This window comes from Devosia sp. Leaf420 (assembly GCF_001425445.1).
Lineage (GTDB): Bacteria > Pseudomonadota > Alphaproteobacteria > Rhizobiales > Devosiaceae > Devosia.
Map to the genome: position 1 here is coordinate 660,681 of NZ_LMQU01000010.1, position 20,015 is coordinate 680,695.

The 20,015-nt window shown below is 60.8% G+C and carries 19 protein-coding genes; 12 read left to right on the forward strand and 7 right to left on the reverse strand.

What is annotated here, in order from left to right:
- Positions 1–124 precede the first annotated feature (124 nt).
- The 6 genes from recF to mutM all read right to left on the reverse strand — a co-directional run bounded on the left by recF (position 125) and on the right by mutM (position 6,965).
- Complete coding sequence (gene recF / locus ASG47_RS10635; protein ID WP_061908701.1) at positions 125–1,237, reverse strand: DNA replication/repair protein RecF; 1,113 nt, start codon at positions 1,235–1,237, stop codon at positions 125–127.
- 173 nt (positions 1,238–1,410) lie between these two features.
- A complete protein-coding gene (dnaN, locus tag ASG47_RS10640) occupies positions 1,411–2,532 on the reverse strand; it encodes a DNA polymerase III subunit beta (protein WP_061908925.1) in 1,122 nt (373 codons plus the stop codon).
- 162 nt (positions 2,533–2,694) lie between these two features.
- The gene (locus tag ASG47_RS10645) at positions 2,695–3,075 is read right to left on the reverse strand and encodes a hypothetical protein (RefSeq protein ID WP_061908703.1); all 381 of its coding nucleotides are present in this window, start codon (positions 3,073–3,075) and stop codon (positions 2,695–2,697) included.
- Positions 3,076–3,259: 184 nt separating this feature from the next.
- A complete protein-coding gene (gene dnaA / locus ASG47_RS10650; protein WP_061908705.1) occupies positions 3,260–4,723 on the reverse strand; it encodes a chromosomal replication initiator protein DnaA in 1,464 nt (487 codons plus the stop codon).
- Between the two features lie 881 nt (positions 4,724–5,604).
- Positions 5,605–5,871 (reverse strand): 30S ribosomal protein S20, encoded by a 267-nt coding sequence (gene rpsT, locus ASG47_RS10655; RefSeq protein WP_061908707.1) that lies wholly within the window; start codon positions 5,869–5,871, stop codon positions 5,605–5,607.
- A 206-nt stretch (positions 5,872–6,077) separates the two neighbouring features.
- Positions 6,078–6,965, reverse strand: coding sequence for a bifunctional DNA-formamidopyrimidine glycosylase/DNA-(apurinic or apyrimidinic site) lyase (mutM, locus tag ASG47_RS10660; RefSeq protein ID WP_061908709.1), 888 nt, complete (start codon positions 6,963–6,965; stop codon positions 6,078–6,080).
- 116 nt (positions 6,966–7,081) lie between these two features.
- Here mutM and ubiE point away from each other — a divergent pair, with 116 nt between their 5' ends.
- From ubiE to ASG47_RS10690, 6 genes are all read left to right on the forward strand, one after another.
- Positions 7,082–7,846: a bifunctional demethylmenaquinone methyltransferase/2-methoxy-6-polyprenyl-1,4-benzoquinol methylase UbiE gene (ubiE, locus tag ASG47_RS10665; RefSeq protein WP_061908711.1), complete on the forward strand. Its 765-nt coding sequence runs from the start codon at positions 7,082–7,084 to the stop codon at positions 7,844–7,846.
- Positions 7,847–7,933: 87 nt separating this feature from the next.
- Positions 7,934–9,481, forward strand: coding sequence for a 2-polyprenylphenol 6-hydroxylase (gene ubiB / locus ASG47_RS10670; RefSeq protein WP_061908713.1), 1,548 nt, complete (start codon positions 7,934–7,936; stop codon positions 9,479–9,481).
- A 133-nt stretch (positions 9,482–9,614) separates the two neighbouring features.
- Positions 9,615–10,226: a hypothetical protein gene (locus ASG47_RS10675; RefSeq protein WP_061908715.1), complete on the forward strand. Its 612-nt coding sequence runs from the start codon at positions 9,615–9,617 to the stop codon at positions 10,224–10,226.
- The gene (gene dut, locus ASG47_RS10680; RefSeq protein ID WP_061908717.1) at positions 10,223–10,681 is read left to right on the forward strand and encodes a dUTP diphosphatase; all 459 of its coding nucleotides are present in this window, start codon (positions 10,223–10,225) and stop codon (positions 10,679–10,681) included. Before ASG47_RS10675 ends, dut begins: the two co-directional genes overlap by 4 nt.
- Positions 10,635–11,384 (forward strand): DUF2259 domain-containing protein, encoded by a 750-nt coding sequence (locus ASG47_RS10685; RefSeq protein ID WP_061908719.1) that lies wholly within the window; start codon positions 10,635–10,637, stop codon positions 11,382–11,384. Before dut ends, ASG47_RS10685 begins: the two co-directional genes overlap by 47 nt.
- A complete protein-coding gene (locus ASG47_RS10690) occupies positions 11,347–12,105 on the forward strand; it encodes a HesA/MoeB/ThiF family protein (protein ID WP_061908721.1) in 759 nt (252 codons plus the stop codon). The genes ASG47_RS10685 and ASG47_RS10690 overlap by 38 nt, the downstream gene beginning before the upstream one ends.
- Here ASG47_RS10690 and ASG47_RS10695 read toward each other — a convergent pair.
- Positions 12,102–13,022: a LysR family transcriptional regulator gene (locus ASG47_RS10695; protein ID WP_061908723.1), complete on the reverse strand. Its 921-nt coding sequence runs from the start codon at positions 13,020–13,022 to the stop codon at positions 12,102–12,104. The genes ASG47_RS10690 and ASG47_RS10695 overlap by 4 nt on opposite strands.
- A gap of 417 nt (positions 13,023–13,439) precedes the next feature.
- Here ASG47_RS10695 and ASG47_RS10700 point away from each other — a divergent pair, with 417 nt between their 5' ends.
- Genes ASG47_RS10700 through ASG47_RS10725 form a run of 6 tightly spaced genes read left to right on the forward strand, consistent with a single transcriptional unit; the run spans position 13,440 to position 20,002 of the window.
- The gene (locus ASG47_RS10700; RefSeq protein ID WP_061908726.1) at positions 13,440–14,732 is read left to right on the forward strand and encodes an ABC transporter substrate-binding protein; all 1,293 of its coding nucleotides are present in this window, start codon (positions 13,440–13,442) and stop codon (positions 14,730–14,732) included.
- Between the two features lie 58 nt (positions 14,733–14,790).
- Positions 14,791–16,077 carry an ABC transporter substrate-binding protein gene (locus ASG47_RS10705; protein WP_061908728.1) on the forward strand — a complete coding sequence of 429 codons (1,287 nt, stop codon included), beginning with the start codon at positions 14,791–14,793 and terminating at the stop codon, positions 16,075–16,077.
- Positions 16,078–16,086: 9 nt separating this feature from the next.
- Complete coding sequence (locus ASG47_RS10710; RefSeq protein WP_410494083.1) at positions 16,087–17,025, forward strand: carbohydrate ABC transporter permease; 939 nt, start codon at positions 16,087–16,089, stop codon at positions 17,023–17,025.
- 7 nt (positions 17,026–17,032) lie between these two features.
- Entirely contained in the window at positions 17,033–17,902 is an 870-nt protein-coding gene (locus ASG47_RS10715; protein WP_061908927.1) for a carbohydrate ABC transporter permease, read from the forward strand.
- Positions 17,903–17,906: 4 nt separating this feature from the next.
- On the forward strand, positions 17,907–18,926 hold the full coding sequence (locus ASG47_RS10720; protein ID WP_061908732.1) for a Gfo/Idh/MocA family protein: 1,020 nt from the start codon (positions 17,907–17,909) through the stop codon (positions 18,924–18,926).
- Entirely contained in the window at positions 18,923–20,002 is a 1,080-nt protein-coding gene (locus tag ASG47_RS10725; protein ID WP_061908734.1) for a Gfo/Idh/MocA family protein, read from the forward strand. Before ASG47_RS10720 ends, ASG47_RS10725 begins: the two co-directional genes overlap by 4 nt.
- Positions 20,003–20,015 lie beyond the last annotated feature (13 nt).

Consider the following 20,015-nt stretch of genomic DNA (forward strand, 5'->3'; position numbering starts at 1 on the left):
TGGGTCCGAATCACTCGTATTTCTGGTCGTTTTGTTCTAGCGGAACGGGGCCGCAACCCCAAGAAAATTGCCGGTTTTTGCGGCTTATCGTGGGCAAAAGCAGGCGCTTTGGGCTCGCCTCGCGCTAGTCGAACCCAACGCGCCCCTCCCGCACGACAAAACGCTGCGCCCGACCTTCCAAAGCCTCGAAGAGCACTGGGTCAGTGCCGGTCAAAAAGCACTGGGTTTCAAGTCCATCAAGCGCGGCAAAAAGCGCCCGTCGCCGGTCCGGATCGAGATGCGCCGCGATCTCATCGAGCAGCAGGAATGGCACGATGCCGGTGCGAAGCCGCACGAGGCGCGCATGGGCAAGGATAAGGCCGACAAGGAGCGCCTTTTGCTCGCCGGTCGATCCAAGGGCCGCCGGCATGTGCTTTTGCGCATGCAGCACATCGAGATCGACCCGGTGTGGTCCTGATGTGGTGCGTCCCGCTGCCCGATCAAGGCCGCGCGCCGCATGCCAGCGCTGCGCCAGCACCGCCTCGAGTTCGGCCGAGGTCGGTGGCTCCACCCCATCCTCAAAGAGCGGCGTCAGCGACAGCATGGCTGCGGGAAAACTGTCATCATGGAGGCTCTCGACGATCAGCAACTGGAGATGGGCTAGGCTATCGGTGCGGTTGAGATGGATCGAAGCGCCGAATTCCGCCATCTGTGCTTCGACCGCCGACAGCCAACGCAGATCGCTACTGTCTTCGAGCAGCTTGTTGCGCTGGCGCATGGCCTTTTCGTAGTCACTGACAGCCAAAGAGTGCGACGGGATAAGCGTCGTCACCAAGCGATCCAAGAACCTGCGTCGCTCGCCTGCGGGCCCGGAGAACAGCCCGTCCATCGAAGGGGTCAGCCAAAGCACGCGCAGATAGTCGCTCATGGCTTCAATGGAGCGGGCATTGGCGCCATTGACGCGTACCCGTCGGCCTCCATCAGGCGTGGCGCCTGTGCCGATATCGGCGGGCCCGTTATCGGTCTCGATTGTTGCGGCAACGGCCCAGCCAATATCTGAACCCTGCTGCTGCAGTGTTTCGAAATTGGCGCCGCGGAGACCGCGGCCGGGGGAGAGGACTGAGACGGCTTCAAGCAGATTGGTCTTGCCCGAGCCATTGGGGCCGGTCAGCACGACATGGCGCTCGTCGAGATCGAGCGCCGCTGAGGCGTAGTTCCGGAAGGCGGTGAGGCGAAGGCGGGATATGTGGCGGATCATTTTTTTGGTCCGCTTAGGGAAGCCCCCCTAACCCGCCTGCTTTGCCGTCGACCTCTCCCCCAGAGAGAGAGGTGGGAGGATGCTAACGTCGCGGAGCGACACCTCGCCCTCCGGCGGAGAGGTCGGCCCGCAGGGCCGGGTGAGGGGGCCTTCACTTCAAGAAAAATCTGAAACTAAACGCGCATCGGCATCAGCACGTAAAGCGCGTTGGCCTCGCCCTCTTCCTTCACGAGCGTCGGCGAATTGGCGTCGTTAAAGAGGAAAACGGCGCTTTCCGAGCGGATCTGGCCGATGATGTCGAGAAGATAGCGGGCATTGAACCCGATCTCGAAGGCCTCGATATCGAAATCGACGGCTAGTTCTTCGCTGGCCGTGCCGTGATCGGGATTGGTGACCGAAAGTTCGAGCAAGCCGTCATGCGCCGAAAGCTTGACAGCCTTGCCGCCGCGATCCGAGGCAATGGTCGAGACGCGATCGACCGCCACGGCGAAGGCGCCACGATCGACCAGCATCTGCTTTTCATTGTTCTTCGGGGTCACGCGATCATAATCGGGGAACGTGCCTTCGATGAGCTTTGAAAGCAGCACCACGGGACCGACGGTGAAGCGGATCTTTGTGTCGGACACTTCGACATGGACATCACCATCGACGCCATCGAGCAGTTTTTGCACTTCGCCGACGGTCTTTTTCGGCACGATAATGCCGCTCATCCCGCCCGCGCCTTCGGGCGCCGCGATTTCAGCGCGCGCCATGCGATGGCCGTCGGTGGCGACAGCACGGAAGAGCGAGCCAACTTGCGAGTTTTCGACGGCGTGGAAATAGATGCCGTTGAGATAGTAGCGGGTTTCTTCGTTTGAGATTGCGAACTGGGTGCGCTCGATCAACTCGCGCAGCAGCGATGCCGACACGTCGAATTCATGCGCGAAGGCACCTGATTTCAAATCCGGGAACGAGTCCGGCGAGAGACACGCGAGATTGAAGCGCGAGCGCCCGGAGGTAAGAACCATGTTCTCGCCGCCATCGGTTTCGAGCCGCACTTCGGCGCCATCGGCAAGCTTGCGCACGATTTCATAAAGCGTATGGGCGGGAACCGTCGTCGTGCCGGGCGTCGAGACCATAGCAGGCACCGATTCCGTCACCTCGATATCGAGGTCGGTGGCGCGCAATTCAACATGGTCGTCGCTGGCCTTGAACAGCACATTGGCCAGGATCGGATAGGTGTTGCGGCGTTCAACCACCCGATGCACATGGCTCAGCGACTTGAGCAGATGGTTGCGTTCGAGCGTGACTTTCATAATCGGCATCTATCCTGGCGATATGCAACGACAATCCCGGCCGGGGCCGGGGAGGGACGTTTACAGTTTCATAAGATATTGGCAAGTGCGCTGCGGCGTTTCGCCTGTCTGGGTCCAATTCCCTGTCCGGTTTTCCGCAGGAAACCGCTTGTTTGCGCGGGGTTAGCTCTGGAAATAGATCGTCACTGAAAATTCCTCGTCCGTTTCCGCGCCGAGCGCCACGAGTCCCTCGAATGGCACGCATTTCTCGACCGCCGCAAGGATGCTGCTGGCAAGCATCGGGTGCTTGCTCGCCAGCTTCGCATCATCGGCAGAAAAGGCCACCGCGCCATTCAGCCGTCCATCGCCGAAGAAGACGATATCGAGCGCGAGACGCTGCGCAGTTTCACCCGGCGGCACATTCCAGCACGCCATGAGCTGCTGCTGGACGCGTACGGCAATGGCCTGGTTTTGCTTGGCCATCGCCTCGGGCGAGAGGCCTTGGGCCAGAGTTGGTGTGACCAGCATAACACTGGCGAGGGCAAGAGCGAGAAACTGATTCATCACGCGCTCCTGCAAACCATCTCAGGCTGAAACGTGGCGGACAGCCGATTGAAGAGAAACATACCTGCCGCGTGGCCAAAAGGTCGCGCGGCCGTTTGGCCCTGCGAGCATAGCTCTCCGGGCGTTCAATCCTAAAATCGCTCCACTGGAGCGATTTTGCGGCGGGCAAGCCCGCCCCCGAATCTTACTCCTCCAGCATGCGCTTCAGGAGTTCGATTTCCTGGCCGAGTTCGAGATCGTCCTTGATCATCTGCTCGACCTTACGGACCGAGTGAAGCACCGTGGTGTGATCGCGACCACCGAAGCGGCGGCCGATTTCGGGCAACGAGCGCGAGGTCAGGGCTTTGGCCAGATACATGGCGATCTGGCGCGGACGGACGACATCGCGCGAGCGGCGGGCCGAAAGCAGTTCGTTGCGCGGCACCTTATAGTGGCGCGAGACGATTTTGAGGATGTCCTCGATACGGACGCGCTTGGCGTCGCGGGCACGGATCAGGTCGGCCAGGGTCTTTTCGGCCAGCGGCACCGTAATCAGTTCGCCGGTCAACTGGTTGGCGGCGACGAGGCGATTGACGGCGCCGTCGAGATCACGACCGTGGCTGGTGACAGCGCGGGCGACATAATCGAGCACGGCAGGCGGGAAGTGCATGCCGAAACGGGCGGTCGACTGATCGGCACGGCGCTGCACGATGGCGCGGCGGAGATCCATGTCGAAGGTTGAGATCGGCACGACAAGACCGCCGGAGAGGCGCGAGCGGACACGCTCATCCAGCATTTCAAGATCACGTGGCGGTGCATCACCAGCAACGACAACCTGCTTGGCGCCAGTAAGAAGCGCGCCGAGCGTGTGGCCGAATTCGGTAGCCGACTTGCCCTGCAGGAACTGCATGTCGTCGATCAGGAGCAGATCGACCTTGCGCAGCCACTCCTTAAAGCCGAGCGCCGACTGGCGCTGCACGGCGGTGATGAAGTGGTACATAAAGTGGTCGGCGGTCAGGTAGACGATGTTCTTGGAACTATCCGCCTGGCTGACGGCGTGGGCGATGGCGTTGAGCAGGTGCGATTTGCCGAGGCCAACGGTCGAGTGGATATAGACCGGGTTGAAGGTGACGGTGTTGTTGATCGCCGCATTGGCGATTTGCTTGGCGACACCGAAAGCCATTTCATTGGCTTCGCCCGACACGAATGTGTCGAAGGTCATGCGAGAATCGATGGCGCTACCGGCAAGGGCATCGCCCTTGCTTGCTTCGCGAACGAGGCGCGCAACCGGAGCGGCATTGGCCGGCTCGACGAAAGCGGCAACGGGCGCGGCAGATTTTAAGACAGGAGCGTCTTCAACGGGTTCTGCCGCAACGACCGGCGTCGGGCTGAGGCGCGGGCGGGCTTGGCCATTGACGCGAAGTGTGACCTGAAGACGGCCGGCTTCCGGCACATCGTGGCGGAAGGCTTCGACGATCCGGTCGGAATAATTGGATTGCACCCAGGAGCAGAGAAACCGGGTTGGGGCCGAGAGATGAACGAGGTCGTCGACCAGTTCTTCAAGCTCGAGACGGGCGAACCAGGACGCAAAGACATCCTCACCTACACCGGCTTTGAGGCGGGCGCGTACGCGCTCCCAGACATCACGCTGAGATCCAGAATCGCCCATGACAGGTTCACCGCTCGAGTTAACGGAAGAGGAGGAGGGTGTGGTGGCCGAAGACCAGTCATCCCTTCCCGCAATTGCCTGTCGCATCATGGTTTCTCAGCCCTGTTTCGTTGTGTCCGATCGGTCCGCATGCCGTCGTGACTATTGTGTTTGTCTCGTTTGGGAACGAGCACCACCCTGCCGCCCCGGAGAGGGGAGCATTGAACCATCGGCATGGCTGCCTTTGGCCTATCGAATTGTCATTGGATCCGGCGCGAGCCGAAAACTATCTCGTCGTGCCACCCCGGAGAAAACCGGATGCACACCGACTGAATAAATTGGTCATAATCAGCCCATGCCCTCTCTCGCCTTGGGTCCGAGAGAGCTCCCAATACTTGCCCCGAAGTGAACTGCCTGCACCGTGCCGGGGTCGTTTGGACGCCCCGTTTTCCGTGCTGACCAGATTACTTTAGGGGGTTGGTTTTAGCCCCGCAACAGGTGAATCGTTGAAATAGGGTCTTGACTCAGACGCAGAGATTTAAGCCTTCCGCGAGGGCCAAAATTGCCTTTCCACAAGAGCCTGTGACTCCATACAGAATCGCTTTTTCCCAGAGTTAAGAGGCGGTGAAAAAAATGTTCTAGTCGCCGTAACTCACCGATTTTATGTCGACTTGATCGAAGTTTAGCTTTGGCCCTGATTTGGGGCTAACGCTTTCTGATTCAAGAGCTTTCAAGTCGAATCGAGGAAATCCACCGCTTTATTTGTGCGGTCACGAAACTATCATGTGACAGGGAGGCGACGAAAAACTTGCCAAATTTGGCCCAAGAAAAAAGGCCCCTTGCGGAGCCTTGTTTCCTATCCGACCGCGTCTGCCTTTTGCGGCGCCGCAGCCTTGCGTGTCTTAGGCCTGGAGAGCCTTGACGCGGCTATTGAGGCGGCTGACCTTGCGGGCTGCGAGGTTGGCATGAACGATGCCCTTGGTCGCAGCGCGGGTGATTTCCGGCTCGGCAGCCTTGAGGGCAGCGAAGGCGACGGCGTGGTCGCCGGCAGTGATCGCTTCTTCAACCTTGCGGATGAAGGTGCGCACGCGGCTGCGGCGCGACTTGTTGACCGCGGTGCGGGCAGCGATCTTGCGGGTCGCCTTCTTGGCTGACGGCGTATTGGCCATTTCGGTCCTCTTTAAACGTCCGGCCGGCAGGTCAAAATCCGCTCGAGGCGTCCTGAACCAGCCGGGTTGAAATGAAAGCGGCGGCAAGCTGCCGCCAAGTCGGTGGTGCTATAGGGGAAAGGCACCGGGGCGTCAACAGCTTTGGTCCATCGGGCCCGGTTCCGGTAGCATCACGTTACCATCGAGCCGCGCTGAACGCGAATTGGTTATGGCTGCTTCTGGCACACGGGGCAATAAAAGGTCGAGCGCCCGGATTGGACGATGCGGGCAACAGTGCCGGTGCAAAGGGGTGTCGGGCAGGGATCGCCTTCCCGATCGTAGACTGCGAAGCGATGCTGAAAGTAGCCCGAGCCACCTTCGGCATTGCGAAAATCGCGGAGGGTCGAGCCGCCGACCTCGATGGCCTCGATCAAAACCTCGCGCACGGCGTAGGAGAGATCCTCGAGCGCCTTTTTCGGCTTCTCCGCCTTGGTGAGGAGTGTACGCGCTTCGATAGTGGGGAGGATATGTGCCCGGTGAAGGGCTTCGGCGACATAGATATTGCCAAGCCCCGCGACGACGCGTTGATCAAGGAGCGCTGCCTTGATCGGCGCCTTCTTGCCCTTGAAGGCGGGGGCCATTTCCTCGGCATTGAAATCATTGCCGAGCGGCTCGGGCCCAAGACCTTTTAAATAGGGGCTGTCCTCGGGATGTTCGAACAGGTCTAGAAATCCGAAGCGGCGCGGGTCGGCATAGATAAGGTGGCTCTTGCCGTGCTCGGGATGGCTGATCGAGAGGATGAGATGGTCGTGCTTGGGCTCGGTGCCGGGCTCATAATAGCGCGGCGGCTTGTCGATGCCGTGTTCGGCAAAGCGCCAGGAGCCGGTCATGCCCAGATGGCTCAAAATGGTCAGGCCATTGTCGAGCGCAATAAGAAGGTATTTGGCGCGGCGGCCGACATTGGTGACAGTGGCGCCGGTGATTTTCTTGGCGAGGTGTTCCGGGAACGGAAAGCGGAGATCGGGGCGCTTTTGCTCGACTGCTTCGATGCGGGCATGCACAAGCCAGGGTTCAAGACCACGGCGCACCGTTTCAACCTCGGGCAGTTCAGGCACAGCAAAACTCCTTCGCCCTGCGCGCTCTTGCGCCATGGGCTTTTGATAACGCCTTATATATGGTGCGCGCCGATCCTATCTGGATGTCTGCATAGACCAGCAAAGAGGCTTGAGCCATGACCGAAGCGCACGAAACCACCCATTTCGGCGAGCAGACAGTGGCGCTCGAAGACAAGCAGGGCCTGGTCAACAAGGTCTTTCATGATGTGGCCGATCGCTACGACCTGATGAACGACCTGATGAGCTTTGGGGTTCACCGGCTCTGGAAAGACGCCATGGTCGCCGAACTCGCGCCACCGCGCACCGGCAGCCGCGGCTATCAGGTCCTCGACATGGCGGGCGGCACCGGCGACATCGCCGAGCGGATCGTCAATTCAAGCCACGGCTATGCCGAGGTGACGGTTTCCGACATCAATGGCGACATGCTGCGGGTCGGCGCCGAGCGCGCCAAATCCTGGCGTTTTCCGGCCCAGGCGAGCTTCGTCGAGGCCAATGCCGAAGAACTGCCATTTCCCGACAAGAGCTTTGACGCCTATACGATCGCTTTCGGCATCCGCAATGTGCCGCGCATCCAGCAGGCGCTCAACGAGGCGTTTCGCGTCTTGAAGCGCGGCGGGCGCATTCTGGTGCTCGAATTTTCGCAGGTCGATGTGCCCGGGTTCGATGCCGTTTATCGCGGTTTTTCCGACGCCGTCATTCCGCCGATCGGCCGGGCCGTGACGGGCGATTCGCAGCCCTATCAGTATCTCGTCGAATCCATCCGCAAATTCCCCGATCCGGCGCGATTCGATTCCATGCTTTCGACGGCCGGGTTTTCGAGGGTCAAGCACACCGCCTTTTCGGGCAATATCGCGACCCTGTTTTCGGGCTGGAAGATTTGATGGCCGTGAGTTTGCAGATGGTTGCTGAAGGCCCCCTCACCCGCCGGCGTTGCCGTCGACCTCTCCCCCAGAGGGAGAGGTAAGAAAATGGGCCCTGTCTCTTATTTCCGCTTCTTCCGGGCTGGCTGGGTGCTGGCGCGGGAGGGGGCGTTCTCGGTTTTGCCGGTGGAATCCCTGCCGCCGATGATGAAGCTCGGCATTGGAATGGCGCGGGTGATCGAGCGGCCGAGCGTGCGCAAGACCGGCCATGTCGACCGGCTCAATGCTGCGCTGCATAAGCTTGGGCCATCTTATGTGAAATTCGGCCAGACGCTGGCGACCCGCCCCGATATCGTCGGGCCGCAGGCCGCCGCCGATCTTGCGGGCCTGCAGGACCGCATGCCGCCATTCGATGCGACACTGGTGCCGGGCATTCTCGACCTCGCGCTCGGGCCCAAGGCCCAAAACCTGACCGAGATCAGCCCGCCGATCGCCGCGGCTTCGATTGCCCAGGTGCATCGGGCGCAATTGCGCGAGCCGGGGCAATTGCCGAAGACGGTGGCGGTCAAAATGCTGCGGCCGGGCGTGGCTGAACGCTTTCATGCCGATACCAATGCGCTCTATGCCGGCGCTCGCCTCGCCGAAGTCTTTGCGCCATCGGCGCGGCGCCTGCGGCCAACCGATGTGGTGCGGACGCTCGACCATTCCATGCGGCTCGAACTCGACCTTCGCCTTGAGGCGGCCTCGATTTCCGAACTGGCCGAAAACATCAAGAACGACACCGGCTTCATCATCCCGCAAGTGCAATGGGATCAGGTGGCGCAGAATGTGCTGACGACGACCTGGGTCGACGGCATCCCCATTCGCGACCATGCCGCGATTGACGCGGCCGGGATCGATCGCAAGGCTTTGGCGTCAAAGCTGCTGCAGTCCTTTTTGCGGCACGCCATTCGCGACGGCTTTTTCCATGCCGATATGCATCCGGGCAATCTCTTTGCCGATCGCAAATCGGGCGATGTAATCGCGGTCGACTTCGGCATTATGGGCCGGCTCTCAATGCGCGAGCGCCGCTTCCTCGCCGATATTCTCTATGGTTTTATCACGCGCGATTATCGCCTCGTCGCGCAGCGCCATTTCGATATCGGCTATGTGCCCAAGGGCCAGTCGGTCGAGGATTTTGCGCTCGCCATCCGCTCGATCGGCGAGCCGCTGCATGGCCGCACCGCCTCGGACATTTCGATGGCCAAGGTTTTGGGGCAGCTTTTCACCATTACCGAACTTTTTAACATGCAGACGCGGCCAGAACTGGTGCTGCTGCAAAAGAGCATGGTGCTGGTGGAAGGGGTGGCGCGCAATCTCGACCCCGACCTCGATATCTGGACCGTGGCCGAGCCCGTTGTCGGCGATTGGCTGCGGCGCGAGGAAGGCCCGGTCGGGCGGATCGAAGACTTTGTGGGGCATTTCAACCGGATGACCGAGGCGCTGGGACGGGTGCCTGTGCTGATCGCCGAAGCGGAACTGGCGCTGGCCGAGCATCGCGTCATGATGGCGAGACCGCAGAACCGCTTTGCCAATGGGGCGCTGATGGCCGTGCTCGTGGCGGCGTTTATCGTGCTGGTGCTGGCTGGGTGGCGATTGGTGATGGGCGAGCTTTGAGATTTTTTGCTCAAAGGTCTCCCAGCCTCCACCGCGTCATTCCCGCGAAAGCGGGAATCTCTGCTTGTGGGCGAAGGGATTCCCGCTTTCGCGGGAATGACGCCGTGATTTCCAGGAGGGCGCGAGGCCCGATATGATGCTCAAACTGGCTGCTAAACTTCTGGCAACTGTTCTGCTCGCATTGCCGCTTGCCGCATGTTTCGATGGGACCATCGAGGTTTCGGTGACGAGCGCGACGACGGCGCGGATCGAGGCGGTGCAGGTGATCAATGCCGATACCTATGGCATGCTCAAGCGTGCCGATGAGGACGTGGATTATTCGGCGCTCGATGAATTCTGCACGGTGGGCGAGCTCACCGAGACCGAAGATGGCGGGGCGACCTGTACCGTCGTGAGGGAAGGGTCGTTTGCGACGCTGCGCAATTTCAATGGCACGAGCGGCGACCTCACGTTCGAGCCGGCGGGCAATGGTCTCGTTCGGGTCAGCATGAGCACAAAGGGGCTCCGCGATATGGCCGGGGCTAAAGTCGAGATGACGGTCGACGGCGAAACCCGGGAAATGGCCGAAGCCTATTTTGCCGGACATACCATGACCATCCGCATCGGCGGTGGCGCTGTAACCGACACCAATCTTACGCTCTCCAAGGATAAGGAGAGCGCCGAGGTGGTCTATCCGCTGCTTGACCTTGTCACGGGAAAAGCCGAATTGCCTCAAGAATTCTATGCTGTGGTGCGCCTTCCATGACCGTTTCTCTCGCAATCGACCTTCTCTGGCTCGAGCATGGACAGGGCCTGCCCGTACCAAAAGTGCAGACCGAGCAATCGGCGGGGGCTGATCTCTGCGCGGCCGTTGCCGCCGATGCGCCGCTCGAACTGGCGCCGGGCAAGCGCGCCATCGTGCCCTGCGGCTTTGCCATGGCCTTGCCGCCGGGCTACGAGGCGCAGGTGCGGCCGCGTTCGGGCCTTGCGGCAAAGCATGGGGTGACGGTGCTCAATTCCCCCGGTACGATCGACGCCGACTATCGCGGCGAGGTCAAAGTCATCCTCATCAATCTCGGGGACGAGACTTTTACCATTACCCGCGGCGAGCGCATTGCGCAGATGGTGATCGCGCCCGTGGTGCAGCCGGCTTTTCAGGTGGTGGAGACTCTGGATGAAACTGCGCGTGGAACCGGTGGCTTCGGCTCGACGGGCCGCTAGTCTTTTCGGGCTTTTGGGTTTTCTGGCCGCTCCGGCTTTGGCGGGGGACCGGGCGCAGATCGACCTCATCGGCTTTTCGCCCGATGCGCGCTATTTCGCCTTTGAAGAGTTCGGGATCAGGGATGGGTCCGGGCTCGCTTATTCGAGCATTTTCGTCGTCGACCTGACGGAGGACGCGTGGGTGTCCGGCTCGCCGATCCGGCGCGAGGCCGATGACGAGAGCAAAAGCCTGCAGACCGTGCGCACCGGTGCAATGAATGCGGCACTGCCGCTGATAACAGGCAATGATATTGCGGTGGCCGCCGATCTCGTCGCGCTCAATGGCGATGGGCAGCCGGGTCTAGATGGCAAGACGCTGGCCTTCGGGCGGCCGGGCTATAATGAGGGCACGGTGCTCGACGAGCGGGACCTCACGATTTCGAGTTTTGAGAGCCAATCCACCGAGGACTGCGAGACTTATTTCGGCACGGCGCCGGTCGGCTTCGAGCTGACGATGACGGCCGACGGAGAGACCAAAATTCTTCATCGCGACGATGGAAAACTGCCCGCTTCGCGCGGCTGCGCCATGGATTATAGGATTTATGGCGTGGCCCTGCCGGCGCTCGATGGCGAGGCTGAAACCGGAGCGGTCATCGTTGCGGTCTATGCCGGCAGTTTCGAAGGCAATGACCGGCGCTTTCTCGTGGTGCCCTTTGCCTTCTGATCCTGCTTTGTCTCCCGACGAAACCAAGCGCTATGCGCGCCATCTCGTGCTGAAAGGTTTTGGGGGCGGGGCGCAGCAGGCGCTCAAGGCCGGGAGCGTGCTTGTCATCGGCGCGGGAGGATTGGGGAGCCCGGCAATTGCCTATCTCGCAGCGGCGGGGCTGGGTCGGCTGGGCATTGCCGACCCTGACACGGTTTCAGTCTCGAACCTGCAGCGGCAGGTGGTGCATGGGGTTGGGGATATCGGCACCAACAAGGCCGTGAGCGCCAAGGGGTTTTCCGAAGGGATCAATCCGCATGTGGTGGTCGAGCCGCTGACGGATGGGATCACGTCGGAGAATGCAGAGGCGCTGATGGCGGCATATGACATTGTGCTCGATGGCTCGGATAATCTCGTGACGCGCCGTCTCGTGGCGGACACGGCCGAAAAGCTCAAAAAGCCGCTGGTTTCGGGGGCGGTGTCGATGTTTTCGGGGCAGGTGACGGTGTTTGCGCCCCATCTCGGCGGGCCGCCGCATAGCGCGGTTTTTGCCGAGGAGGCGGATGATGCGAGCCTGCCCTCCTGCGAGCTCAATGGGATTTTGGGCCCGGTGACCGGGGTGATCGGCACGCTGATGGCCATGGAGGCGATCAAGCTCGTGACCGGGGTCGGCACGCCGCTGATCGGGCGGCTGCTCATTTATGATAGCCGCGAGGCAAAGTTCTCAGAACTCGACTATTAGAGCGGCGGCAGGCTGGCCTTGGCCGCTCGGGAAATGCGCTCGATCATGTCTTCTACGCGCTCTTCGCCGCGGCGTTCCCGCAGCACGTACAGCCCCGCGATCATCTGGCGGACGGGATCGGCCTGCTCGATCTCATGGAGGCCCCGGGCGGCGAATTCCTCGCGCATGACATGGGTGTGGACGAGGACGGCGTCGGTCGCGAGGGCATAATCGACGCAGGCGGCCAGCGAATTGGAGCGGAAGGCGAAGTGGGTGCGATCGAACACGGTTTCGACGCGAGCCCGGCGGCGCGAGGGATCGAAGAACCGGTTGTGGCGGCTCTCGGCGAGCGAGGAAATGATCGAGGGGAAATCGCTGACCTCCGCACCAGAGCGGGGCTTGCCGAGGAGCGGATGGCCGGCGCGCACGAAATAGGCATTGTAGACGCGTGAGAGCGGCACGAAGTCGGTGCCGACGGCAGGGCTGAGGCCATCGATCTCGTGGGCCAAAAACATCGAGACGTCGCCCGAGAGCAATTGATCCATCAAGCGCAATTGGTTGCCAAGGCTCACCTGCACCGGTGCCATGGGAAATTCGCGCTGATAGGCGACGACGAGATCGCGGAGGAACATGGTCCACCAGGAATAGCCGGTGCCAAGCGCGAGGCCCCGGTCGCTGCCGCGCTGCTGGCCGGCAATGGAGGTCAGCGTATTATCGTAAAGCCGCTGCATGAGGCGGGCATTTTCATAAAGCGTTTCGCCATAGCGGGTGAGGCGCACGCCGCGCGAGGAGCGTTCGAAGAGCGGCGCGCCGATATTTTCCTCGAGCTTTTTCATGTTGAAAGTGAGGGTCGGCTGGGTGACGAGCAGGGTAGAGGCCGCCCCGCTCATCGAGCCGGCATCGGCGACAGCGAGGAATTGGGTCAAAAGCTTGTCCATATGCTCTGCGCCTTGGGCTATAGATATTTTCTATAATATGAGCGGTAATTTTGTAGTTTTCTAGCGGGGCTTTTTGGGCCACTGTCAGGGCAACGATAAAGTCCGGACGGCGCAAAGCCCGATGACCGGCAGACGGGGAGAACAGACCAAGGGCCACGTTTTCGGACTCAAAGACGCCGCACCATATCGCAAAATCTTCCATACAAGGATTGTTGCCGGTCGGCGACGCGGTGTGGTAAAGGGTAACTGGCTGGTTATTTGCAGAACGAGAGCGACTTTAAACCACTGCGTGATCGCAGTTGACAAAGTAGCGCATCTGTTCACTTTAGTAACTGGTTGGTGATTTAGCGACGGGGAGGTCGCTCAGCCTATTCGCTTCGGGGTTTTCGAAGCTGTATCGTTCATGGGAGGAAAAACATGACATTTCGTATTGGACGCCGCCAGTTCCTGATGGGAACGTCGGCCCTTATGGCAGCCGGCGTCGCCGGCATCAGCCCGGTCTTTGCCCAGGCGGCAAACCTGCGACTGATCTTCTGGGGTGGCCAGGCCCGTGCCGATCGCACCTATGGCGTGACCGATCTGTTCGAAGCCGATACCGGCAACAAGATCGACGGCGAGTTCCTCGCCTGGAACGACTACTGGCCCAAGCTTGCGACGCAGACCGCGGGCGGCAATGCGCCGGACATCGTCCAGATGGACTACCGCTATATCGTCGAATACGCCAAGCGCAACGCCATTGCCCCGCTCGATGAATTCGTCGGCGGCGCCCTCAAGCTCGACGATTTCGATGCTGACCAGCTCGAAGGCGGCAAGGTCGGCGGCAAGCTTTATGGCATTTCGCTCGGTGCCAATTCGGTCGCGACGCTCGTCAACACCGTGGCCTTCCAGGAAGCCGGGGTCGAGATCCCGACCAATGCCTGGACCTATGACGAGCTCATGACCAAGGGTGAGGCCTTTGCCAAGGCCAATATCCGCAATGGCATGAAGATGATGATGGACGCCTCCTATTCCGAGCCGATGCTCGATAACTGGCTGCGCCAGAAGGGCCTCAAGCTCTATACCGCCGAAGGCAAGCTCGGTTTTGGCGCCGACGAAATGGTCGAATGGCTGACCATGTGGAAGACCATGCGCGATGCCGGCATCATCGTGTCGCCTGACAACCAGGCGCTCGACACCGGCCCGCTCGAAACCACCATGCTCGTTTCGGGCAAGGCGGCGATGATGCCGTCGAACTCGAACCAGCTCGTCGCGTTCCAGACCCTCGTCCCCGACAAGCTCGACATGATCGGTTATCCGCGGATCGCGGCTGGCGTTGGCGGCGGTCACTACCGCAAGCCGTCGATGTTCTTCTCGGTCGGCGGCTCCTCCGCCAACAAGGAAGCGGCAGCCGAATTCCTCAACTTCTTCATTTCGAACCCCGAAGCGGCAAAGATTCTCGGCGTCGAGCGCGGCATTCCCTGCCTGCCGGCAACCCGCGATATCGTCGCTCCGACCCTCGACGAGCAGAACCAGATTGCACTCAACTTCGTGTCCAATCTCGGCGATCTGCTTGGCCCACTGCCGCCGCCGCCCCCGGCTGCTGCCGGTGAAATCGATTCTTCGCTTCTGCGCACCATCGGCCAGGAAGTTGGCTTCGGTGCCCGTACGCCGGAAGATGCTGGCCCGTACTTCGTCTCCGAAGCAACGGCCATTCTCGAACGCGCGACCTGACATCACGACCCCACGCGCCCCCATTCCGGGGCGCGTGGCTTATTGTATTGGTGACCAAATGACTTTTCCGCTTTCCCGCCGTCAGTTCCTCCTCTCGAGCACCGCAGCCCTTGCCGCTGGCGCTCTCGGAACGCTCCCGAGCTTTGCACAGGCCGCCAATCTGCGGCTGATCTTCTGGGGCGGACAAGCCCGTGCCGACCGCACCTATGGCGTGGTCGATCTCTTCACGGCGGAAAATCCGGACATTTCCATCGATGGCGAATTTTTGGGCTGGGCCGACTATTGGCCCAAGGTCGCGACGCAGACCGCCGGCGGCAACCAGCCCGACATCATCCAGATGGACTACCGCTATATCGGGGAATATGCGCGCCGCGGCTCGCTCGCCCCGCTCGACGCTTTTGTCGGCAAGGACCTCGACCTCTCGGCCTTTGACGAAGACCAACTGCGCAATGGCACGATCGATGGCAAGCTGATCGGCGTCAGCCTTGGCGTCGCTGCGGGCGCCACCGTTTTCAATACCAAGGTTCTGGCTGACGCCGGTGTCGAGATCGACCCGATGCGCTGGACCTATGACGACCTCCTTAACCTTGGCCCCAAAGTGTCGGAATCGACTGGCGGCGCCATGGCGATGGCCCCCGATGGCAGCGGCATCGAACTGCTGTTTGAAAACTGGCTCCGCCAGAAGGGCAAGGCGCTCTATGCCGATGGCCAGCCGGCCTTTGCTCCCGAAGACGTGACCGAATGGTTCGAGCTCTGGACCGAATTGCGCAATGCCAAGGCGATCATCTCGCCCGACGAGCAGGCGATCGATACCGGGCAGCTTGAAACCGCGCCGCTCGTGCGCAGCAAGTCGGCGATGAATTTCACCACGTCCAACCAGCTCGTCGCCTATCAGACGCTGGTGCCCGATCCGCTCGGGATCGCGATTTTCCCCGCGACTTCACCGGATTCGAAGGGCGGCCATTACCGCAATTCCTCGCAGTATTTCGCGCTCTCTTCGACGAGCGCTTCGCCCGAAGCTGCGATCAAGTTCATCAACTTCTTCGTCAACACGCCCGAGGCCGCGACCATTCTCGGCGTCGAACGCGGCGTGCCGGCCTCCTCGGCCATGCGCGATGCGGTGACCCCGACGCTCGACGAGCGGAGCCAGATGGTCGTCAAATATATCGCCGATCTCGGCGAGATTGCCGGCGATGTGCCACCGACGCCGCCTGCTTCGGCCGGCGAAATCGAAGTTGCCCTCAAAACCAAGAGCCAGGAAGTCGCTTTCGGCGCGCAATCGCCCGCCGATGCCGGTCCCGCTTTCTACGACCAGGTCATCCAGACCCTGGGGAGGTCGAGCTAAAGCATGAGCATTCAAAACGTCGCTTCGGCACCGCCGTCAGCGGAGGTTGAAAAAGTCTCCGGCTGGCGGCGCATCTGGCAGCAGGATGCCCCCGGCTACCTGTTCCTCCTGCCCTGGTTCATCGGGTTTTTCGGCCTAACGCTCGGGCCGATGATCTATTCGTTCTATCTCAGCTTCAACCATTTCGACCTGTTGACGGCGCCGCGCTGGGCGGGCCTCGACAACTATATGCGCATGTTCACCAACGATCCGAAATTCTCGGCATCGATGCGCGTGACGCTGTTCTTCGTCGTGTTCTCGGTGCCGCTCAAGCTCGCCTTCGCGCTTGGCGTGGCGCTGCTGCTCAATCGCGGCATGAAGGGCCTGACGATCTATCGCTCGCTGTTTTATTTACCGAGCCTGCTCGGCGCGTCGGTGGCCATTGCCATTCTCTGGCGCCAGATCTTTGCCGGCGACGGCCTCGTCAACAAGTTCCTCTCCATCTTCGGCATTGTCGGACCAAGCTGGATTTCTAACCCCAATTATTCGCTCTGGACCCTGATCGTGCTCTCGATCTGGCAGTTCGGATCGCCCATGATCATCTTCCTTGCCGGTCTTCGCCAGATTCCGCAGGATATGTATGAGGCGGCAAGCCTGGATGGCGCCAGCAAATGGCGGCAGTTCTGGAAAATCACCCTGCCGCTCCTGACGCCGGTCGTTTTCTTCAACGCCATCATCCAGACCATCGAAGCCTTCAAGAGCTTTACCCCGGCCTTCATCATTTCGGGCGGCACGGGTAACCCGATCAATTCGACGCTCTTTTATACGCTCTATCTCTACCAGGAGGCCTTCGGCTTCTTCCGCATGGGCTACGCTTCGGCGCTTGCCTGGGTGCTGCTCGCGCTCGTAGCCCTCTTTACCGCCTTCTCGTTCCTCACCTCCAAATACTGGGTGCACTACGATGACTGATGCCCCCATGAAACTGACCGTGGTCGGCGTCGAGACGCCGAAGTGGCGCAAGCAACTGACCTCCGTCGTCAGCCACGCGCTGCTGATCGGGGCATCGATCCTGATGCTCTATCCGCTGCTCTGGATGCTCGCGGCCTCGTTCCGGCCGGAGAACGAGATTTTCACCTCGGCGAGCCTCATTCCCTCGTCCTGGAGCATCGACGCCTATTTCCGCGGCTGGAATGGTCTCCGCACCAGCTTTTCGGTGTTCTTCACCAATAGCTTCATCATTTCGATCCTCTCGGTGATCGGCAATGTGTTCGCCTGTTCGCTGGCGGCCTTTGCCTTCTCTCGCCTCGAATTCCGCGGCCGCAAGATCTGGTTCGCGCTGATGCTGATGACGCTCATGCTGCCCTATCAGGTGACCCTGATCCCGCAATATGTGCTCTTCCGCCAGCTCGGCTGGGTCGACACTTTCCTGCCGCTCGTGGTGCCAAAATTCCTGGCGGCCGATGCCTTCTTCATCTTCCTCATGGTCCAGTTCTTCCGCGGCATCCCGAAAGAACTCGATGAGGCCGCAATGATGGACGGCGCCGGACCCTGGCGCATCTATTGGAAGATCATGCTGCCGCTTTCGACGCCTGTTCTGGCGACGGCCGCCATCTTCACCTTCATCTGGACCTGGGACGACTTCTTCGGGCCCCTCATCTATCTCAACAAGATGAGCGACTATACGGTGATGCTGGGTCTGCGCACCTTCACCGACTCGACCGGCACCTCGGACTATGGCGGGCTGTTCGCCATGAGCGTTCTCAGCCTCGTGCCGATCTTCCTCTTCTTCCTCATCTTCCAGCGCTTGCTCATCGAGGGCATCGCGACGACCGGTATGAAGCGTTAAACCTATGACTGACCTGAAGTTTGCCGCCATTGGCATCAATCACGCGCACATCTATGGACAGGTCGACTGTCTCAAGCGGGCAGGGGCACAATTCGTCGCCTTCCACGCTGTCGAAGACGATCTGGCCAAAACCTTTGGCGAAAAATATCCCGAGGCGAAACGCGTCTCGGATCCCAAGGCGATCCTTGAGGATACTTCCATCCAGGTCGTCGTGACGGCCGCCATTCCGGGCGACCGTGCCGCGATCAGCCTTGCTGCCATGCGCCACGGCAAGGACGTGCTGACCGACAAACCCGGCATGACGACACTGGCCGATCTCGAAGAGATCAAAAAAGTGCAGAAGGAAACGGGCCGGATTTTCTCCGTGCTCTATTCCGAGCATTTCGAAGTGCCGGCGGCCGTCGAAGCGGGCAATCTGATTGCTCAGGGCGCCATTGGGCAGGTGGTCAACACTATCGGCATGGGGCCGCATTCGCTGCGTCTCAACAATCGTCCCGACTGGTTCTTCACCCGCAATCGCTATGGCGGCATCCTGTGCGATATCGCCAGCCACCAGTTCGAACAGTTCCTGTTCTTCTCGGGTGCCAATGATGGCGAGGTGGTCTCCTCGAGCGTTGCCAATCGCAACCACCCGAACCGTCCAGGCCTGCAAGACGTGGGCGACGCCCATGTCCGTACGGACAAGACTACGGGCTACATCCGCGTCGATTGGTTTACCCCCGAAGGTCTGCCGACCTGGGGCGATGGCCGCCTGACCATTTTGGGCACGGAGGGCTATATCGAACTCCGCAAATATATCGACATTGCCGGGCGCCCCGGCACGGATCACCTCTTCCTCGTCGACAGACAAGGCGTGCAGCATATCGATTGCGCGGGCGTCGATCTGCCCTTTGGCCGTCAATTCCTCGATGATGTGCGCAACCGCACCGAGACCGCGATGCCGCAGGAGCGCTGCTACAATGCCATGAAGATGGCGCTGACCGCGCAGGCCAATGCCGAAGCCGGCACGGAGTGGGTGAAATGAGCCGTATCCTCAACGTCGCCATCGTCGGTTGCGGCATCGGCCGCTCGCATATCGTCGAGGGCTACCAGCCCAATTCGGATAAGTTCAAGGTTCTGGCGCTCTGCGATCTCGATGCGGAACGCATGGCCAAGGTCGGCGATGAATTCGGTGTCGAACGCCGGATCACCAATTTCGACGATCTTCTCACCATGGACGATATCGACATCATCGATGTCTGCACCCCGCCGGGCGTGCACTATTCGATGGTGATCAAGGCGCTTGAAGCGGGCAAGCATGTCGTTTGCGAAAAGCCGCTGGTCGGCTCGCTCCGCCAGGTCGATGAAATCATGGAAGCGGAAAAGAAGGCCAAGGGCCTGCTTATGCCGGTCTTCCAGTATCGCTTCGGCGACGGGATCGAACAGGCCAAGGCCGTCATCGATGCCGGGCTGGCGGGCAAGCCTTATGCCGGAACCGTCGAAACCATGTGGCGCCGCGAAGCGCCCTATTACGCCGTGCCCTGGCGCGGCAAGTGGAAGACCGAACTCGGTGGCGTCCTCATGGGTCACGCCATCCATCCGCACGACATTTTTACGTATTTGATGGGCGATATCGCGCGCATCTTCGGGCGGGTCGCGACCCGGGTGAACCCGATCGAGGTGGAAGACACGATTTCCGCCTCGCTCGAAATGCAGAGCGGGGCGCTGGCGAGCTTTACGGCGACGCTGGGGTCGGTCGACGAAATCACCCGTATCCGCCTGCAGTTCGAGCATGTGACCATCGAAAGCGACCACGCCCCCTATAATCCGGGCAAGGAACTCTGGAAAATCCTGCCGCGCAATGACGAGGTGAAAGCCAAGATCGACGCGCTGCTCGCCAATTGGACGCATGTGCCGAGCCGGTTCCAGACGCAAATGGTGCGCTTCCATGAAGCCATCGAGGGCAAGCGCCCGCTGCCCGTGACGTCGGCCGATTCGCGCCGCTCGCTCGAACTGGTCACGGCCTTCTATCATTCATCATCGACGCACCAGGAGGTCGTTCTCCCCCTGGGTCCGGATCATCCGCTCTATGAGAGCTGGGTGCCGGCCGCGTTCCGATAAGCTGAGGAAACAG

Excerpts from the sequence above, each read along its gene's own strand:
- recF (WP_061908701.1), bottom strand. The coding sequence starts at position 1,237 with ATGATCCGCCACATATCCCGCCTTCGCCTCACCGCCTTCCGGAACTAC.
- dnaN (WP_061908925.1), bottom strand. The coding sequence starts at position 2,532 with ATGAAAGTCACGCTCGAACGCAACCATCTGCTCAAGTCGCTGAGCCAT.
- ASG47_RS10645 (WP_061908703.1), bottom strand. The coding sequence starts at position 3,075 with ATGAATCAGTTTCTCGCTCTTGCCCTCGCCAGTGTTATGCTGGTCACA.
- dnaA (WP_061908705.1), bottom strand. The coding sequence starts at position 4,723 with ATGGGCGATTCTGGATCTCAGCGTGATGTCTGGGAGCGCGTACGCGCC.
- rpsT (WP_061908707.1), bottom strand. The coding sequence starts at position 5,871 with ATGGCCAATACGCCGTCAGCCAAGAAGGCGACCCGCAAGATCGCTGCC.
- ubiE (WP_061908711.1), top strand. The coding sequence starts at position 7,082 with ATGACCGAAGCGCACGAAACCACCCATTTCGGCGAGCAGACAGTGGCG.
- ubiB (WP_061908713.1), top strand. The coding sequence starts at position 7,934 with ATGGGCCCTGTCTCTTATTTCCGCTTCTTCCGGGCTGGCTGGGTGCTG.
- ASG47_RS10675 (WP_061908715.1), top strand. The coding sequence starts at position 9,615 with ATGATGCTCAAACTGGCTGCTAAACTTCTGGCAACTGTTCTGCTCGCA.
- dut (WP_061908717.1), top strand. The coding sequence starts at position 10,223 with ATGACCGTTTCTCTCGCAATCGACCTTCTCTGGCTCGAGCATGGACAG.
- ASG47_RS10685 (WP_061908719.1), top strand. The coding sequence starts at position 10,635 with ATGAAACTGCGCGTGGAACCGGTGGCTTCGGCTCGACGGGCCGCTAGT.
- ASG47_RS10690 (WP_061908721.1), top strand. The coding sequence starts at position 11,347 with ATGACCGGCGCTTTCTCGTGGTGCCCTTTGCCTTCTGATCCTGCTTTG.
- ASG47_RS10695 (WP_061908723.1), bottom strand. The coding sequence starts at position 13,022 with ATGGACAAGCTTTTGACCCAATTCCTCGCTGTCGCCGATGCCGGCTCG.
- ASG47_RS10700 (WP_061908726.1), top strand. The coding sequence starts at position 13,440 with ATGACATTTCGTATTGGACGCCGCCAGTTCCTGATGGGAACGTCGGCC.
- ASG47_RS10705 (WP_061908728.1), top strand. The coding sequence starts at position 14,791 with ATGACTTTTCCGCTTTCCCGCCGTCAGTTCCTCCTCTCGAGCACCGCA.
- ASG47_RS10715 (WP_061908927.1), top strand. The coding sequence starts at position 17,033 with ATGAAACTGACCGTGGTCGGCGTCGAGACGCCGAAGTGGCGCAAGCAA.
- ASG47_RS10720 (WP_061908732.1), top strand. The coding sequence starts at position 17,907 with ATGACTGACCTGAAGTTTGCCGCCATTGGCATCAATCACGCGCACATC.
- ASG47_RS10725 (WP_061908734.1), top strand. The coding sequence starts at position 18,923 with ATGAGCCGTATCCTCAACGTCGCCATCGTCGGTTGCGGCATCGGCCGC.